Origin of the sequence: Protofrankia sp. Cas3, assembly GCF_963555955.1 — a bacterium.
GTDB lineage: Bacteria > Actinomycetota > Actinomycetes > Frankiales > Frankiaceae > Protofrankia.
Map to the genome: position 1 here is coordinate 1 of NZ_CAUVXP010000135.1, position 16119 is coordinate 16119.

General features: G+C 67.0%; 14 protein-coding genes and 4 tRNA genes. 7 read left to right on the forward strand and 11 right to left on the reverse strand.

The genetic code is table 11. The features are described from left to right. Together U9983_RS20860 and glgX are read right to left on the reverse strand one after the other, a co-directional pair. Positions 1-667: alpha-amylase family glycosyl hydrolase (locus U9983_RS20860; protein ID WP_322755653.1), on the reverse strand; the 667-nt coding region annotated here is incomplete at its 3' end. Positions 668-737: 70 nt separating this feature from the next. Next, positions 738-3062, reverse strand: coding sequence for a glycogen debranching protein GlgX (gene glgX, locus U9983_RS20865; protein WP_322755641.1), 2325 nt, complete (start codon positions 3060-3062; stop codon positions 738-740). Between the two features lie 269 nt (positions 3063-3331). Between glgX and U9983_RS20870 the strand changes: the two genes are divergently transcribed. Continuing rightward, the gene (locus U9983_RS20870; RefSeq protein ID WP_322755654.1) at positions 3332-3862 is read left to right on the forward strand and encodes a DUF3145 domain-containing protein; all 531 of its coding nucleotides are present in this window, start codon (positions 3332-3334) and stop codon (positions 3860-3862) included. 159 nt (positions 3863-4021) lie between these two features. Beyond that, entirely contained in the window at positions 4022-4315 is a 294-nt protein-coding gene (locus U9983_RS20875; protein ID WP_322755642.1) for a DUF4193 domain-containing protein, read from the forward strand. A 118-nt stretch (positions 4316-4433) separates the two neighbouring features. Here U9983_RS20875 and U9983_RS20880 read toward each other — a convergent pair whose 3' ends face one another. After that, positions 4434-5051, reverse strand: coding sequence for an isochorismatase family protein (locus tag U9983_RS20880; RefSeq protein ID WP_322755643.1), 618 nt, complete (start codon positions 5049-5051; stop codon positions 4434-4436). A gap of 118 nt (positions 5052-5169) precedes the next feature. Here U9983_RS20880 and U9983_RS20885 point away from each other — a divergent pair, with 118 nt between their 5' ends. Together U9983_RS20885 and U9983_RS20890 are read left to right on the forward strand one after the other, a co-directional pair. Continuing rightward, the gene (locus tag U9983_RS20885; RefSeq protein WP_322755644.1) at positions 5170-5988 is read left to right on the forward strand and encodes a DUF3097 domain-containing protein; all 819 of its coding nucleotides are present in this window, start codon (positions 5170-5172) and stop codon (positions 5986-5988) included. A 17-nt stretch (positions 5989-6005) separates the two neighbouring features. Beyond that, positions 6006-6839: an N-acetylmuramoyl-L-alanine amidase gene (locus U9983_RS20890; RefSeq protein ID WP_322755645.1), complete on the forward strand. Its 834-nt coding sequence runs from the start codon at positions 6006-6008 to the stop codon at positions 6837-6839. A gap of 31 nt (positions 6840-6870) precedes the next feature. Here the strand turns inward: U9983_RS20890 and U9983_RS20895 are convergent, their stop codons facing one another. The 5 genes from U9983_RS20895 to U9983_RS20915 all read right to left on the reverse strand — a co-directional run bounded on the left by U9983_RS20895 (position 6871) and on the right by U9983_RS20915 (position 9565). Next, positions 6871-7059, reverse strand: coding sequence for a ferredoxin (locus U9983_RS20895; RefSeq protein WP_322755646.1), 189 nt, complete (start codon positions 7057-7059; stop codon positions 6871-6873). Between the two features lie 221 nt (positions 7060-7280). Further along, entirely contained in the window at positions 7281-8960 is a 1680-nt protein-coding gene (locus tag U9983_RS20900; RefSeq protein WP_322755647.1) for an alkaline phosphatase PhoX, read from the reverse strand. A 320-nt stretch (positions 8961-9280) separates the two neighbouring features. Beyond that, positions 9281-9352 (reverse strand) — tRNA-Val (locus U9983_RS20905). Positions 9353-9375: 23 nt separating this feature from the next. Further along, positions 9376-9447: transfer RNA gene (locus U9983_RS20910), tRNA-Cys, on the reverse strand. Between the two features lie 45 nt (positions 9448-9492). Then, a tRNA-Gly gene (locus U9983_RS20915) sits at positions 9493-9565 on the reverse strand. Positions 9566-9758: 193 nt separating this feature from the next. On the opposite strand from U9983_RS20915, the gene U9983_RS20920 reads away from it, so the two are divergent. Then, positions 9759-10928, forward strand: a complete 1170-nt coding sequence (locus U9983_RS20920) for a chorismate-binding protein (protein ID WP_322755648.1) — start codon at positions 9759-9761, stop codon at positions 10926-10928. Positions 10929-11092: 164 nt separating this feature from the next. Here U9983_RS20920 and U9983_RS20925 read toward each other — a convergent pair whose 3' ends face one another. Further along, complete coding sequence (locus tag U9983_RS20925; RefSeq protein WP_322755649.1) at positions 11093-11524, reverse strand: SsgA family sporulation/cell division regulator; 432 nt, start codon at positions 11522-11524, stop codon at positions 11093-11095. Between the two features lie 527 nt (positions 11525-12051). Here U9983_RS20925 and U9983_RS20930 point away from each other — a divergent pair. Continuing rightward, positions 12052-12123: transfer RNA gene (locus U9983_RS20930), tRNA-Val, on the forward strand. Positions 12124-12331: 208 nt separating this feature from the next. Here the strand turns inward: U9983_RS20930 and trpS are convergent. Then, the gene (gene trpS / locus U9983_RS20935) at positions 12332-13333 is read right to left on the reverse strand and encodes a tryptophan--tRNA ligase (RefSeq protein ID WP_322755650.1); all 1002 of its coding nucleotides are present in this window, start codon (positions 13331-13333) and stop codon (positions 12332-12334) included. A gap of 650 nt (positions 13334-13983) precedes the next feature. Between trpS and U9983_RS20940 the strand changes: the two genes are divergently transcribed. After that, positions 13984-14775 (forward strand): Crp/Fnr family transcriptional regulator, encoded by a 792-nt coding sequence (locus U9983_RS20940; RefSeq protein WP_322755651.1) that lies wholly within the window; start codon positions 13984-13986, stop codon positions 14773-14775. A gap of 3 nt (positions 14776-14778) precedes the next feature. Here U9983_RS20940 and U9983_RS20945 read toward each other — a convergent pair. Beyond that, on the reverse strand, positions 14779-16119 hold a 1341-nt coding region (locus U9983_RS20945; protein WP_322755652.1), incomplete at its 5' end, for a cytochrome P450.

Below are 16119 nucleotides of genomic sequence, written 5' to 3' on the forward strand. Positions count from 1 at the left end.
GGTCGAGGATCAGGCGATGGGTCGCCGCGAAGACGTCGGGGTCCTCCTGGCGCAGGGCGGGGAGGGTGGTGATGTCGAAGAAGCGGCGGTAGTTGAGCTCGGTGGCGGCGACGCGCCAGAAACACAGCCGGTAGTGCTGCTGATCAAGGGTTGCCGCCACGTCGCCGGGGTCGGCGGTGCCCGCTGCGACCGGCAGCACGTGGTCGTGGTAAGTGACCACGGATTCGGCATCCTCGTTCGTCGTGATTCTGATCTCCCCGGCCGCGAGGCAGTCCGCCAGCGGGTCACCCAGAATCGGGACGACGACCTTTCCCGGGTTGTCCGGAGAGTCCCAGTCGATGTCGAACCAGGACGCGTACGGCGACGCCCGGCCCTCCCGCAACACCGACCACCAGGCGGCGTTCGCCGTCTCCGGAGCGGTGATCGCCATGTGGTTGGGCACCAGGTCCACGACGAGGCCCAGGCCCGCCTTGCGGCAGGCGGTCACGAGCCGGCGGAACCCGGCCGACCCGCCGAGCTCGGGGCTGATCTGGTCGTGGTTGACGACGTCATAGCCGTGGCTCGAACCGTCGACAGCCTCCAGCACGGGCGAGCAGTACAGGTGGGTGACCCCGAGCGCGGCCAGGTACGGGACGATGACAGCCGCGTCGGTGAAGGAGAACTCCATGCTCAGCTGCAGCCGGTAGGTCGAGCCCGGGACCGTCCGGGCGGGCGTCGGGGTGACGCCGCCCCGTGACTCAGTCGGCACAGCGCAGCACCAGGGTTGACCGGGCGTCGACCTCGATGGGGTCGTCGGCCTTCACGATCCGGTTGGTGGCACGTGCGTCGAACGGGCCGCTCTCGCCCGAGCTGGCAGCTCCGCGGGGGTCGCCCGGGTTGCCCGACTCGCCCGGGTCGCCTGAGCCGCCAGCCGTGGTCACGACCGCGCCGGGTATCCCGGTATCGATGACGATCTCCCAGCTGGTGCCGAAGTTCTCCGGCGGTACCCGGAATCCGAGCGGCTCGAAGTGCGCGTTGAAGAACAGCAGGAACGACTGGTCGACAACGGTCTCGCCGCGGTGGTTGCGGTCGGGTATGCCGTGGCCGTTGAGGAACATCCCGACCGACCGCGCCAGGCCGAACTCCCAGTCGGCATCTGACATCTCGGTGCCGTCCGGAAGCAGCCAGACGATGTCCTTGAGTGGCTCCCCGGCGTCGGTGAGCAGCTCCCCGGTGCCACTGCCCGCGGCGGCCGGCGAACCGGATGCCGGGCCGGGTTGCGCACCTGCGCCCGAACCGGCGCCCGAACCGGCGCCCGAACCGCGAATCGGGTCACCCTGGAAGAATCGCCGGCGGCGGAACACGGGGTGTTCCCGGCGGAGGGTGGACACGAGTGCGGTGAACTCGACCAGGCTCGCGTTGCGTTCGGCCAGGGACCAGTCCAACCACGAGATCTCGTTGTCCTGACAGTAACCGTTGTTGTTGCCGTGCTGGGTTCGCCCCATCTCGTCCCCTGCCACCAGCATGGGTACGCCTTGCGAAAGAAACAGGGTGGTGAGGAAGTTTCTGATCTGGGCCGCGCGTAGCGCGAGCACATCAGGATCGTCGGTCGGCCCCTCCACATCACAGTTCCACGACCGGTTGTCATCCGATCCGTCCCAGTTGTCCTCGCCGTTGGCTTCGTTGTGCTTGTTGTTGTAGGAGACCAGGTCGTGGAGGGTGAACCCGTCGTGGGCCGTGATGAAGTTGATGGACGCGGACGGGCGGCGGCCGTCGGATTCGTAGAGGTCGCTCGACCCGGTCAGGCGGGAGGCGAACTCGGCGATGCCGTGGTCCTGACCGCGCCAGAAGTCCCGCACGGTGTCACGGTACTTGCCGTTCCACTCGGTCCACAGCGGCGGGAAGTTGCCGACCTGGTAGCCACCGGCGCCCAGGTCCCAGGGTTCGGCGATCAGTTTGACCTGGGAGACGACCGGATCCTGCTGGACGAGGTCGAAGAACGAGGACAGTCGGTCGACCTCGTAGAACTCCCGTGCCAGGGTCGCGGCCAGATCGAACCGGAATCCGTCGACGTGCATATCGGTGACCCAGTAGCGCAGCGAGTCCATGATGAGCTGGAGGACATGCGGATGGCGGACCCGCATGCTGTTGCCGGTGCCGGTGTAGTCCATGTAGTAGCGCGGATCGTCCTCTATCAGCCGATAGTAGGCGGCATTGTCGATTCCGCGGAAGCAGAGCATGGGACCCATGTGGTTCCCCTCGGCCGTGTGGTTGTACACCACGTCCAGGATCACCTCGATGCCGGCATCGTGCAGGTCCTTCACCATCAACTTGAACTCCTGGACCTGCTGCCCCGACCGGGCGGCGGCCGCGTAGGCGTTGTGGGGGGCCAGGAAGGCCAGTGAGTTGTATCCCCAGTAGTTGCGCAGGCCGCGGCTGACCAGATGCTCATCCTGGACGAACTGGTGGACGGGCATGAGCTCCACGGCGGTCACGCCGAGCGTGTGGTAGTGCTCGACCATGATCGGATGTGCCACCCCGGCATAGGTGCCCCGGTACTCCGCCGGAAGGCCCGGGTGCGCGATCGTGAGGCCACGCACGTGCGCCTCGTAGATCACAGTCTCGTTGTACGGGGTGCGCGGTGGCCGGTCGTTGTTCCAGTCGAAGAACGGGCTGATGACCACTGACTTCATCATCCGCGCGGCGGAGTCGGCCGTGTTCATGCTGTCCGGGTCGCCGAAGTTGTAGCCGAACACCGACTGGTCCCAGTCGATCTCGCCGTCAACGGCCTTCGCGTACGGGTCGAGGAGAAGCTTGTGAGGATTGCACCGCAGCCCCCGGGCCGGGTCGTGGGGGCCGTGCACCCGATAGCCGTATCGCTGGCCGGGGCCGATGCTGGGGAGGAATCCGTGGTAGACGAACGCGTCGACTTCCTTCAGCTCGATGCGCGTCTCGGCGTCGTCGTCGTCGAACAGGCACAACTCGACCTTCTCGGCAGCCTCGGAGAAGATCGCGAAATTGGTCCCGGTGCCGTCATAGGTGGCACCGAGCGGATAGGGGCTGCCCGGCCAGACTTGCAACATACGCACGAAGCCTACGGGTGGTCGGGAACCCCGTCCCGGTGCACCCGTCCGGGATGCGTCTGGTCACATGATCTACTGGTCACGTGATCGACCCGTGGCCGTGGTGAATCGTCCGGATATCGACCGGATGAACCCGACCTGTCAGCTGGGGGTCGGGTATGGACACCACGGCACGCCATGGCACCATCGGTACCGCATGGCGCGGACGATCGTGAGGCGAGATCGCAGGGGAAGGCGTAACTCGTCGACGGAGGTCCTGCGTGGTTGCAATGTCATCAACACGAGATCTTGTATCGGGTCCGGCGGCCTTCAAGGTTCCCGGCATGTTGGCGGTTCTGGCCTGCCCGCCGCCGCTGTGTCCGCACCTGGAGTTTGCCGTGTCCGCCGTACTGTCCTCGCCGGTGTCTCTGACCTGGAGCGAGCAGCCGCGCTCCGCGGGCGCGCTCTACGCGGGCCTGGAGTGGCGTGCCCCGTGCGGGACGGCCGGGCGCCTTGCCGGCCAGTTGCGCCGCCTCGGTCAGGTCTGCTTCGACGTGGTCGAGGCACCCTCGCCGGGATGTGACCCCGAGCGCTACTCACATACGCCCGAACTCGGCCTGCACCGCGCATCGATCGCCGCGAACGGGGACATCGTCGTCGGGGAGGCCGCGCTACGCGCCCTCATCGAGCGGGGCGAGGGTCGCGAGACCCTGGCCCGAGGGTTGCACCGCCTGCTGGGCACGGCGTGGGACGAGGCACTTGAGCCGCTTCGGCAGGCAGCCCATGGGGCGCCGGTCACCTGGTTGCGCCGGACCGGCTGACCATCGCCTCCGGCCTGCGTGACGCGAATGTGCTAAGGATCATCAAGGTCGATGTGGTGAAGGCCACACCCGGTGGGGATCGTCCTAGCGGGCACATACCCCACCGGTCGTGCGTTGTGGGTTGCGCACGAGACGCACTCAATTCACGGGAGAATTTCAGTGGCCACCGATTACGACACCCCCCGCACCACCGATGCCGAGGAGGTTTCCGAGCAGAGTCTGGAGGCGCTCAAGGCGCGGCGGGCGGATGCGGCGGCTGACCTCGGGGACGAGGTCGACCCGTTCGAGGCCGAACTCGACCTACCCGGCGCTGATCTGGCCGGCGAGGAGCTGACGGTCCGCGTCCTACCCCGTCAGGCGGACGAGTTCACCTGCAAAAGCTGCTTCCTGGTCCACCACCGCAGCCAGCTCGCCGACAGCCGGCGGATGATCTGTGCCGACTGCGCCGCCTGAGGTACGAGCAATAGATCATCGATGGTGGTGGATGTATCCACCCGACCACCGGTCCGGCACCGGGTGAGCTCGCCTGATGGGAACGAACAGCCCGAACGCATCAGGCGGGTTCGCACGGTCAGGAGGCAACCACCGCGACGCCGGCGTCACGTAGCTCGGTGATGGCCCGGGTGTCGTCACCGGGCTGGAGCCTGACGAACCGGGTGAGGGCGAGTGGCACCACCACCTGATAGCCACGTGCACGGCCGTCGAGAGCTGTCGCCTTCACACAGTGGTCCCCGGCGAGGCCTACCACCACGATGGTGGCGATTTCACGTGTCATGAGAATCGTGTGGAGTTCGGTCGCCTGCGCGGTGTCGGTGAGCGGATCCCGGACGGTGAATCCCGAGTAGCCGTTCTCACCGCCTGTCCCCTTGCGAACCACGGTTCCCTCAACCCGCAACGCCGGATGCAGTCGTGCGCCCACGGTTTCCCGTACGCAATGCGGTGGCCAGATGCCTCCGCCGGTGGAGAAGTGCGGGGTGGTGGGTGGATGCCAGTCCTGGGTGTACACCACCGGTGAACCTGCGGCCACCGCTTGTTCGATCTCGGCATTGACGGTCGGTATGAGCTCCTGCCCACCGGGGACGTACAGACTCCCGTCTGGCGCGGCGAAGTCGTTCTGCATGTCGATCACGAGGAGGGCGACGCCCGGTCGGTATCTCTCGGTCACAGGTCCGGTTACAGGTTCGGTCATAGGTCGATTTTGGGGCTTCGCTCCGGATTTGGCGCGCCAGGGCCGGGCTCGCGATGGGCCGGGCCGGGCTCGCGATGGGCCGGGCCGGGCTCGCGATGGGCCGGGCTACAGTGGGCGGGTGCGTAGCAGAGACTACGGGCCTGACGTGCTGGCGCAGCAGAAACGCGCACGGCCTGCGCCACCGCCCACGGTGGAGGCCGAGCGGGAGCTGGTCGTCGAGGATGTCGCGACCGGCTTCTGCGGCGCGGTCGTCGAGGTGGAGGCCGGTGGTGTGGTGCTGGAGGACCGTCATGGTCGGCGTCGGGCCTTCCCGCTCGACCCCGGCGCCTTCCTGCTGGACGGCCGGCCGGTCACGCTGATCCGGCCCCAACGGTCGGCGCCCGCGGGCCGTGCCCGCACCGCGTCGGGGTCCGTGGCCGTTCATGACCACCGGGCGCGGGTCGCGCAGGCGAGCCGGATCTACGTGGAGGGGCTGCACGACGCAGCGCTCGTCGAGCGTATCTGGGGAGATGACCTTCGGGTGGAAGGCGTTGTCGTCGAATCTCTCGACGGAGTAGACGATCTTCCCGCGGTCGTCGCGTCGTTCCGGCCGGGGCCGTCACGCCGGCTCGGGGTGCTCGTCGACCACCTGGTCGCCGGTTCCAAGGAGAGCCGGATCGCCGCGTCTGTGACCTCGCCGCACGTGCTGGTGACCGGGCATCCCTACATCGACATCTGGCAGGCGGTGAAGCCGGCCTCCGTGGGGATCGCGGCGTGGCCGCGGGTGCCCCCGGGCGAGCCGTGGAAAGAAGGCGTGTGTCGTGCCCTCGGAGTCGCCGAACCCGTGGACATGTGGCGTCGGGTGCTTGCTGGCGTGCATTCCTACACCGATGTCGAAGTGGGTCTTCTCGGCGCGGTCGAACGTCTCATCGATTTTGTGACCGCGGAGACCGTGTGACGATGGATCCTCGGTAGATGCCTTCTCGGTCGCGGGCGTTCGCGATGGTCCTCGCGGCCGCCGTGCTCCTCTTGGTCGGCCTTGCGGCTCGTGGCGTGTCATCGCCATCTCGCGGGTCCGGTGCCCCGCCGCAGACGGACGCCGCCGTTGTCGGGCTGGCGCTGTCGGCGGGTCAGGACCGGCTACGGGGACGCACGATCCTGCTGGACCCCGGACACAACGGTGGTAACGCGGCGGCCGCCGCGGTCATCTCCCGCAAGGTGGACGCGGGTGGTGCGGAAAAAGAGTGCGACACCGCCGGCGCCGAGACCAACGATGGATACCCCGAACATGCGTTCGCCTTTGACGTCGCGATCCGGGCGGCTGCGCTGCTACGCGGACGCGGCGCCACGGTTGTGTTGACCCGACCGGACGACTCCGGGGTCGGCCCGTGCATCAACGAGCGGGCGCGGATCGGCAACGACGTCCATGCCGATGCCGCGGTGTCGGTGCACGCCGACGGCGGGCCGCCAACCGGTAGCGGCTTTCACATCATCGCCCCGAGCCTTGGCCCCGACGGCGCCAACGCCGTGATTCTCGCTCCGTCGGCACGTCTGGCGGACGCGCTGCGGATCGGGTTCGAACATGACACCGGCGAACCGCGGGCCGACTACGTTGCCGACGCGGGGTTGTCATTCCGTGCGGACCTCGGTGGGCTGAACCTGTCACGGGTGCCGAAGGTGTTCATCGAATGCGCCAACATGCGCAACCCGGCCGATGCCACGCGGGTCTCGGACGCCACCTGGCGTCAGCACGCCGCACAGGGTGTCGCCGACGGCATCACGCTCTTTCTCCCGGCGCCACCGTCCTGAACGGCTGTTCGGGCGAGGGACGCCGTCTGGTTCAGTCGGTGACCGTGATCGCGTGCTCCGGGCAGGCCTCGGCGCCCTTGCGTGCCTGATCCTGCAGGTCCGCGGGTACTTCCGGATTGGTGATCAGGCAGTAGCCGTCCTCGAGCTCGTAGACGTCCGGTCCGTGGACGTTGCATTGGCCGTGGCCGGCGCACACGGACGGGTCGACGCTGACGCGCATGTGTCCTCCTGTCGATCGGATGGGTCTGATTCGACGGGTCAGATCGGACGGGTCAGATCGGACGGGTCAGATCGGATGGGTCAGACCCGATGGGTGCTGTCATGCATACGGGCAGAGGCATTGTCGCACGCCCTCGGTCGGGTGGCGCCAATGGTGTGTGCCCCGGCCGGGTGGCCGGGGCACACAGTTTCACACGCTGCTGCGCAGCTCGGGCCGGACGACTACCGCTTGGTGTCCGGACGCACGATCTCCCAGGTCACGTTGTCGCCGTGCTGGGCGGTGTAGAACACCCGCCAGCCCTTGTTGAAGGCGTCCGGTACCCGGTCGCCGAGGATGCCGTGCTTGCCGGGGTCACCGTCGGAGACGTGGATTCCGGTGATCTCGTTGTCGCCCTCGTTCTGGAATCCGCTGCCACTGACGGTGCCGAGGCCCGAGTCAAGGGTGGCCGACGGGTCACGCCCCTCCGCGAGGAACCGCAGCGGCTGCACGCCATCGGCGTAGTTGTGCCACACGTCGAGCAGGTAACCCGAGTCGAGGGCGTTGCGCTGGGCGTGCAGGGTGTCACCGGCGTCCTCGACGAACGCGACGTGGTTGTGGTCGAAGAACGCGACGTTGTCGAACCCGGTGTGCGCCTGGTCACCCTTGTAGAACAGGGAGAGCGTGCCGTTGTCGGCGGTCGGGCTGGTCTGGGTGAGCTTGAGCACCGAGCCCCAGCCGCCGTATTCGGCGTTCGCGGTCGAGTTCGCGTTGGTGTCGCCGGTTTCGTCGAAGTAGAACTCGCGGAAGTCCGAACCCGGCCGGAACTGTCCGTTCTCCGGTCGCTTGAACGGGGTCGCGCCAGCCTGCTTCGCCGCCGCATTCGCATCGAACGCCAGTCCGCTGGGGTCGGTCGCGGTGTCGTGGATCGTCACCCAGTGGGTGCCGAAGGTCTTGCCGTAGGTGTGCAGATCCTTGGTGTCCTGGCTGAAGGCGTTGCCGTCGGGGTGCGCGGCGTCGATCGGCTGGAACGTGATCGGCTGACCGGTACCCGCCGAGATCACCTGCAGGGCCTGCAGCTTGCCACCCTTGGTGAGGTCGCCGGTGTTCACCGGCACGAAGCGGTAGACGAAGCTGTTCGGGAGCTTGGCGAACGTGCCCGCAATCGTCGTGCCACCGACGTCCTCGATGACCCACAGGTTACCGGCGGAGTCGTTCTGGATTCCCTCGTAGCCGCCGCGGCCCAGGCTGGCGGAGATGTCCTCGACCTGCGAGCCGATGTCCGGCGTGGCCTGCCAGACACCGCCGTTGGCACCCAGCTCGGCGGTGAACAACAGCCGCTTCGCCCACGGGTCCCAGGTGGAACCGTCGATGTTCGGGAGGGCCTTACCCGCGACGTCCGTCGTGGCGAGCAGGGTCACCCGGTGGGCCGCGTCCGCGTCGAGGTTGATCCGGGTGATGTAGCCGGGCTTACCGACTTCGTGACCCTGGAACAGGAAGTGCGTCCCGTAGTCGTAACTCGGGTCGGCGCCGTGCTGACCGGTCAGCCGCAGGTAGGTGTTCTTGTCCGGCTCGGTCTTGGTGGCCTCGACGTTGTGCGTCGTGCTCTGCACGTCGCCCGGGGCAGGTAGGAGGTTCGACGAGTCGCCGTCGTAACCGTAGTAGGGCACTGAGGGTATGGCGTTTTCGAGTCTGTTCGAGCCCTGGGCGGCAATGATCTGCGATAGCTCCACCGACAGCGCACTCGGCACTGGCACGTTGGGAGCCTTGGTGTTGGCGCTCGGTAGTGACGTCAACCTGAGGCCGGCTGTGGTGGCCGGTCCCGCTTGCGCGGTTGTGCCCAGCACCAGCCCGCCTAGCACAGCGGCGCTGGCCACCCCGCCGGCAACGATCGCTACCCGTGAACGTTTGGTCCTCACTGGCATCTACATCCTTCCCCCGGGTGCCACACTCTGGGCACCCGGGGGAATACAAGCCGGTCCGGGCGACAACAAGAGCACAGTTGCCCGGCGAATGTGGATCCGGCCTGTGAATATTGGTTGGCCGGTTGGTCAGGCCCGGTTGGTCCGGCGGCCAGCAGCGCCAAAGCGCCCGGGGTAATCACTACCGGCAGACAACAGGAAGAGTGATCCGCGAAGCGCACGAGACGTCCACGATCAGCCACGTTCGCGGGTCCGTACGCACGATGCCCCCCGTGCCATGATTGGCATGCGGGGGGCATCGTAGAAGCCCTGGTAAACCGGGGTGGGCGATACTGGGATTGAACCAGTGACCTCTACCGTGTCAAGGTAGCGCTCTCCCACTGAGCTAATCGCCCCAGTTTGTCCGAGATTGTTCCTGAGGCGGAGGCGGGAATCGAACCCGCGTACAGGGCTTTGCAGGCCCTTGCCTAAGCCACTCGGCCACTCCGCCGGGGGAGGCCGGAACCAGCTTGACCTCTGACCTCACACAGTCTCGAGCGGACGACGGGATTCGAACCCGCGACCCTCACCTTGGCAAGGTGATGCTCTACCAGCTGAGCCACGTCCGCGTGCCCCACCGTTTGGCGGTGCAGGTAGCACTCTAGCGGACGATGGGGGAAGCGTCGAATGGACCGCCGTCCGATGTGCCGATGATGTGCAGTTTCTGGGTCAGAGTTCAGTACACCCCGATCAGTCGTGTGGGTCGTGTCTGTCCTGGTCGCGGGACGCGGCCCGGCCGCCCACGCCGGTACCGTGCTTTGGATGGACGGCACAACGCGGGACAGCTCTGACCAGGGCGGGTGGGCCGGGTCAGGCGGCGTCGCCAGCCGTTCGGGATGGGGCGCGGCACCTGTCGCTGGTGGGCCGCATGCCGTCGGTGGGCATCGCGAGGTCCGGTACCGTCCGTCACAGTGGCCCGGGCCGTTCGCGGTCGTCGGGGGCAGGCTCGCGACCGGAGTGATCGATATCACCGACGATCTGGCCGCGCTCGATCGCGGCGGGTTCTGGGCGGTGGTGGTCGATTTCGAGGGCACGGCACGGTGTGTTCGGTTCGGTGAGGTCCGACCCGCGCCACCGTTGGCGGCGCTTGCCGGCCGGCCCTGGCGAGGCCCGCCACGTGGAGCCTGGACCTCCAGTCTGGACAGCGCCGGCTACACCCAGGGGGTTCGCCGCATCCGGGCTGAGATCGCCGCTGGCGAGGTCTACCAGGTCAACCTGTGCCGGGTGCAGTCCGTGCCCTTGGCCGACGACGCCGGTGAGGCGGTCGCGGCACTTGCGGCCGCACTCGCGCGCGACAACCCGGCGCCGTATGCGGCGGTGATGTACGTCCCGGAGGCTGATATCCGGCTGGCCAGTGCGTCACCGGAGCTGTTCCTGTCGCGCCGGGCTGACGTCGTGAGATCCGGGCCGATCAAGGGAACCGGCCGGGTAGCGACCGATCTGTGGGACAAGGACATTGCGGAGAACATAATGATTGTCGATCTGGTCCGCAACGACCTGGGCCGGGTTGCACGTATCGGCGGGGTGAGCGTCCAGAGGCTGTGCGCGGTCGAGGCGCACCCGGGTCTGGTGCATCTGGTGTCAACGGTCCAGGCGCAGCTACGACCAGATGTCGGTTGGCCTGAACTGTTCGCGGCGAGCTTTCCGCCGGGCTCGGTGTCCGGTGCCCCGAAGTCGAGCGCATTGCGCGTCATCGGAGAACTCGAACCGGCTGCTCGTGGACCCTATTGTGGTGCGATCGGCTGGGTGGACGCCGAGAAAGGGCTCGGCGAGCTTGCCGTCGGCATCCGAACATTCTGGTTCACGGCCGGGCGTCTGCACTTCGGCTCCGGCGCTGGAATTACCTGGGGCAGCGATCCGTGGGCCGAGTGGCGCGAAGCAGAGCTCAAGGCTGAGCGTCTGCTGAGGATCGCTTCGTCCACCTCGGAGTGACGCCGTCGAGGTCTGTATGGCGTCCCTACGGCCGGTCGGCCTCGAAGGAACACGGTTGCTGGGAGACCGGACACCTGACTTGCGACCCCCTGGGCCGGGGCGCTCACCCGTCCCGTCCCGGGGGGTGACGTCAGAGGTCGAAGGCCCGCCCCGGCCCCGTCATGTCAGGTTGCAGGTCCGCCCCAGATGAGCAGCGCAAGCTCTGCGTCCAAGTCGACGACATCGCTTTCTGCACCGAGTGGGACCACCGAATAGGTGCGGCGAAGGAAGGACAGCACCTCCGAGCGCGGCATCTCGAACAACGCGTGCCCCGATGGACTGGACAGGGAGAGGCAGACGATCCGTCCGCCGGACTGAGCCGCCGGCCAGACCTGCACGTCTCCGTCACCGGCCGGACGCCGGACACCGTCGCTGAGGAGTTGCCGGGCGAACGTCCACTCGACAACCTCGTCCGCGCCCGTACGGAACCCGATGCTGACCGCGTACGGGTCCGCGGGTTCATAGCGCATCGTCGCCGCGACCGGCACGGGCGCCCCACCGGGAACGACGAGCCGAAGTGCGAGTTCTGCTGTGATGGAATCATGACGAATTGTCATCGGGCGGCCTCTCAGTGCTGCGGTGGTGCGGGCGAGCACCCGTGTAACGAGATAGTTCCCTCTTTGAGGCTCGTTGGAAACAAGGTTATGCGACTTGAACATCCGTTACGCCGGTTCGGGAGACTTGCCCGGCATGGAGCAGGTGTGCAGGCCGCACTTGGCCGGAAGAGACCACGGTGTGCGCCGTCCGTGATCACTTGTATCGGTTCGCGCCATGTGGCACACCCCCCGTAGGTCGATTACCCTTCGTGCTGGCTTGCTGCTGCCGCAGTGTGCGTCAGGGGAGGTCTACCCTTCCCGTGCTCGTCCCAATCGAGGTGAGTTGTGTCCGGATCGTGACCGAAGAGACTCCGTTCCGCAAGACCTAACGTCGTCGACATCGTGCGACGCTTCCGTGGGGCCCGTCGGTCTCGCCACAGCGTGGTCCCGGTCGGACCATCGGCGCCGCTCGGCCAGCCCTCCGTGGCCCCCCCGTGGCCCCCGCCGTGGCATCGCCATGGCGGCGTAGTAGGCTGCAGATGTCTTCCGGGCGTATAGCTCAGTGGTAGAGCGCTGCCTTCACACGGCAGAGGTCCGTGGTTCGAAACCACGTACGCCCACCCATACCTCACAGGCGCTTGTGCCCCGTCGACAGGTCGTGCCCGACGGCTTGATCTCCTTCGTGGGCAGCCGGTGGTCAATATTTTTGATCATGTCCAGCCGGGCGCGCGATCTGACGATCGTCGCGCGCCCTTCGGCCCGCTGATACAGCGGGGACTACGGCCTCCGGGCGCGCGATCTGACGATCGTCGCGCGCCCTTCGGCCCGCTAGCCGAGCCCGGTCAGACCCTTCACCTTGTCCAGGGTTGCGTTTGCGATCTGGCGGGCACGGTCCGCTCCATCGACCAGAATTCCCTCGAGGCCGGCCGGGTCGGCCATCAGTTCGGTAAACCGCGTGCGGATCGGTTCGAGTGAGGCGACTATCTGGTCGGCGACCGTGCGCTTGAGGAATCCGTAACCCTTGCCCTCGAAGACGTTCTCGACCTCGTCCCGGTTCTGTCCGGAGAGTATTTCGAAGAGAGTGAGGAGATTGACGACGCCGGGGCCCGCCGTCTCAAAGCGCGTGTCGTTCGACGAATCAGTGGTCGCGCGCATGACGGCCGCTCGGATCTGGTCCGGCGTGTCTACGAGGCCGATTGAGTGCCCAGCCTTGGTCGTGCCCAGGGATTTCGACATCTTCATTGTCGGTTCGTCAAGCCCCATGATGCGCGCGCCGCTCGATCGGATCAGGGGCTCAGGCAGCACAAACGCCGCACCGAACATGTGGTGGAAGCGTTGCGCGATGTCCCGGGTCAACTCGACGTGCTGACGCTGGTCCTCACCGACCGGAACCCGGTGAGCACCGTAGAGCAGGATATCCGCGGCCTGCAGCACGGGGTAGTCGAGTAGCCCTGTGCCGACGCTCTCCTGGGCTGCGGACTTCGTCTTGAACTGCGTCATCCGCTCCAGCCACCCCAGTGGCGTGACACAGTTCAGAATCCAGGCGAGTTCGGCGTGCGCCGAGACAGCCGACTGCACGAAGATGACGGACTTCTCCGGATTAATGCCGGCGGCGACATACAGCGCGGCGGTCTCGCGTGTCTGGGCGCGGAGAACAGCGGGATCGATGGCTTCGGGAATCGTTATGGAGTGCAGGTCGACGATGCAGAAGATGTTGTCGTAGAGATCCTGGTTCTCGACCCAGAGCGAGAGCGCACCCACATAGTTACCAATATGGATTTTCCCGGTCGGTTGAATACCGGAAAACGCTCGCTCTCGCTGCACATCCATGGCTGCTACCGGCACACTCTCTACTCAGTTTTCGTCCCCTGGGCCGGTATTGACCGCGGGGTGGTCCGCGCCGTATGCACGGCACGGTGTCGCACCGCTGAGTCTGCCACGTATCCGCCGTATGGCTCGCAGCCCCGCAACCCCGTAGCCCCGCAACCCCGCTCGGTCCGGCCATCCGGCGACGATCCGCGGCAACGGGTTTTGTCTCCCGCACCTGCTGCCGACTCCGTTCGGTTAGATCATGTGGCAGCCCCGACACGCGCTGCGGGCGCAGCGGGACGCCTGGGAGTTCTCAGCTGTCAAGCTGTTACGGTTTGCGCCTCGTTCATCTGCGTGCAATCGGTCATCCGGTGATGATCGTGACGGTCTGTACCGCGTGCCCCGCCCGTTGTCGTCTCCGGACTGTGGTCGAACTGATGACATCCGACTATGGGCTGTCCAACAGGTCCGGTACGGTACGGATCGCGTTTTGTGTCGGACGTGGTGCATGGCGTTGCAGGCGCCTTCATGGACGTCATGGGTGAAATGACGGTCGACATGGCGCCTCGCGGGGCCGACTGTTGAGGGTGCAGCATGGGGGAGGGCGGAGTATGGCTGGGTCAGGCTCAGGGAGCGCTGGATCTGGACGGGCGAAGCGTGGGGTCCGCGCCGTGTTGTCGTTCGATGACCCGCCACCTGTCGGCGAAGCCGCAATGCCACCTGTCGGCGAAGCCGCAGCCGGCACAGTGAGCAGCGGGAACGGTTGCGACCCGGATGAATCGCGGTGCGGCCGTGACTGGCCCGGCCACACCTTCCTCGGCCGGATCGACCGGCGCCTACGCAGTGAGCTGCTGGGACTCGGACAGATCGTTCGGTTCACCGGCGGCACGATTATGATCATTGAAGGCGACACCGACCGGGACCTGTTCATCCTGCTGGACGGCGTGTGCAAGGTCACGGGGGTGACCCCGCACGGCGCCCAGGCGTTGCTTGCGGTCCGCGTCGGCGGAGATGTTGTCGGGGAGCTGGCCGCGATGGACGGTGAGCCGCGGTCCGCCACGGTGACCGCCGGGGGTGCGGTGACCGCACGCCGGATCAGCGCAGCTGACACGAATCTGTTCCTGGGCAATCATCCGGCGGTGGCGGCGGAGATGAACCGTGCGGTGGCGGCGAAGCTGCGCTGGTCGACTCGGCGCCGGGTCGACTACGGCGACCAGGTGAAGATCCGATTGGCGCGCGTCCTGGTTGAGCTGGCCTACCTGCACGGCGAGGCGGTTGACGACGGCATTTCGATCGGCGTGCTGACGCAACCCGAGGTTGGTGCGCTGATAGGCGCCGGCGAGCCGAGCGCGCACAAGGCGCTGGCCGAGTTGCGGGCCGCCGGCATCCTCAGCACCCGCTATCGGCGAATCGTCATCCACGACCTGCCCACGCTCGGGACTGTCGCCGACGGCGACCGGTAGCGATCATCGGGTGCGGCGATGGACGGTCATCGGTACTCCGGAGCGGGGGCGCAACGTCACGCGGGGGAGCGGAACGACCGGAACCTGCGCAACGGGGTCCAGGCGCCAGCGCCGGCAGATCGTGGCGAGTATGAGCGTTCCTTCCATCTCCGCGAACGTGTTGCCGATGCACTGACGGCTGCCGCCCCCGAAGGGGAAGAACGCATACCTGGGCCGGGTGCTCCGGGACGCCGGGGCCGGTGCGCTCGACTCGGGCGCACTCCGGTCATCTGTGCTCTCCGGTGGTGTGTTCACCGGTGGTGTGCTCGCGGCGGGATCCAGCCAGCGTTCCGGGACGAAGCAGTCCGGGTCCGGCCAGTATTGCGGGTCACGGTGCACGACCCACTGGCTGATCATGATTGTTGAACCTGCGGGGACGTGGTACCCGGCTAGTGAGTGGTCCTTCAGCGTCCGCCGGAACATGATCCAGGCTGGCGGGTAGAGCCGCAGTGTCTCGGTGAACACCGCCCGTGTGTACGGAAGGTCGGGCAGATCGTCCAGCGTGGGGAGCCGGTCGCCGAGAACCTCGTCCAGCTCCGCGTGCAGCGCGTCGCGCACCCGCGGGGCTGCGCCGAGGAGATGGAAGGCCCAACTGAGCGCGTTCGCCGTGGTCTCGTGTCCGGCGAGCAGGATTGTCAGGGCCTCGTCGCGTACGGCGTCGTCGTCCAGGGGTGCCCCGGTTTCGGCGTCGCAGGCCGCCAGCAGCAGTGACAGCAGGTCGTCGCCGCCGGTCGGGTGTTGCCGACGGTTTGTGATCATCTTTCGGACCAGTGCATCGAGGTCTGCGCGCGAGTCCCGAGCTCGTCTGATCGCAGGCAGTGGCAACTTTTCCAGGTGGCGACCGCCCGGGATGACTGCTCGCTGTGACACGCCCATGTTCACCGCCAGTGCCCGCCGCACGGTGGTCACGACCTCATTGTCGACGGGTAGGTCGAACACGGTCCTGGCTATGATCCCGAGCGTGAGTTCGGTCATCTGCCTGTGCATGTCCAGGCGTGTTCCTTCGGACCACCCGTCGGCCGCCTGTTCGGCCAGCGTCGCGAATACGGTGCCGTAGGCGGCTATCCGCTGACGGTGAAACAGCGGTTGGATGAGCCGGCGTCGAATCCGGTGCAGCTCGCCTGTGCTGGTCAGAAGCCCGGATCCCAGTATCAGCGCCAGCGGCTGTACCCCCTCGTCGACGGGTGTCCGGCGCCGGTGAATGCCTTTGACGAATACCCGCTGGGATGCCACCAGGACGTCCTGGACGGCCGCCGGGTCACCGAGTAGCCGGAGGATGCTCCGGCCTTCAGGCCGGGGAGGAAT

Excerpts from the sequence above, each read along its gene's own strand:
- glgX (WP_322755641.1), bottom strand. The coding sequence starts at position 3,062 with ATGTTGCAAGTCTGGCCGGGCAGCCCCTATCCGCTCGGTGCCACCTAT.
- U9983_RS20890 (WP_322755645.1), top strand. The coding sequence starts at position 6,006 with ATGCCTTCTCGGTCGCGGGCGTTCGCGATGGTCCTCGCGGCCGCCGTG.
- U9983_RS20900 (WP_322755647.1), bottom strand. The coding sequence starts at position 8,960 with ATGCCAGTGAGGACCAAACGTTCACGGGTAGCGATCGTTGCCGGCGGG.
- U9983_RS20870 (WP_322755654.1), top strand. The coding sequence starts at position 3,332 with ATGTCATCAACACGAGATCTTGTATCGGGTCCGGCGGCCTTCAAGGTT.
- U9983_RS20880 (WP_322755643.1), bottom strand. The coding sequence starts at position 5,051 with ATGACCGAACCTGTAACCGGACCTGTGACCGAGAGATACCGACCGGGC.
- U9983_RS20895 (WP_322755646.1), bottom strand. The coding sequence starts at position 7,059 with ATGCGCGTCAGCGTCGACCCGTCCGTGTGCGCCGGCCACGGCCAATGC.
- U9983_RS20920 (WP_322755648.1), top strand. The coding sequence starts at position 9,759 with ATGGACGGCACAACGCGGGACAGCTCTGACCAGGGCGGGTGGGCCGGG.
- trpS (WP_322755650.1), bottom strand. The coding sequence starts at position 13,333 with ATGGATGTGCAGCGAGAGCGAGCGTTTTCCGGTATTCAACCGACCGGG.
- U9983_RS20925 (WP_322755649.1), bottom strand. The coding sequence starts at position 11,524 with ATGACAATTCGTCATGATTCCATCACAGCAGAACTCGCACTTCGGCTC.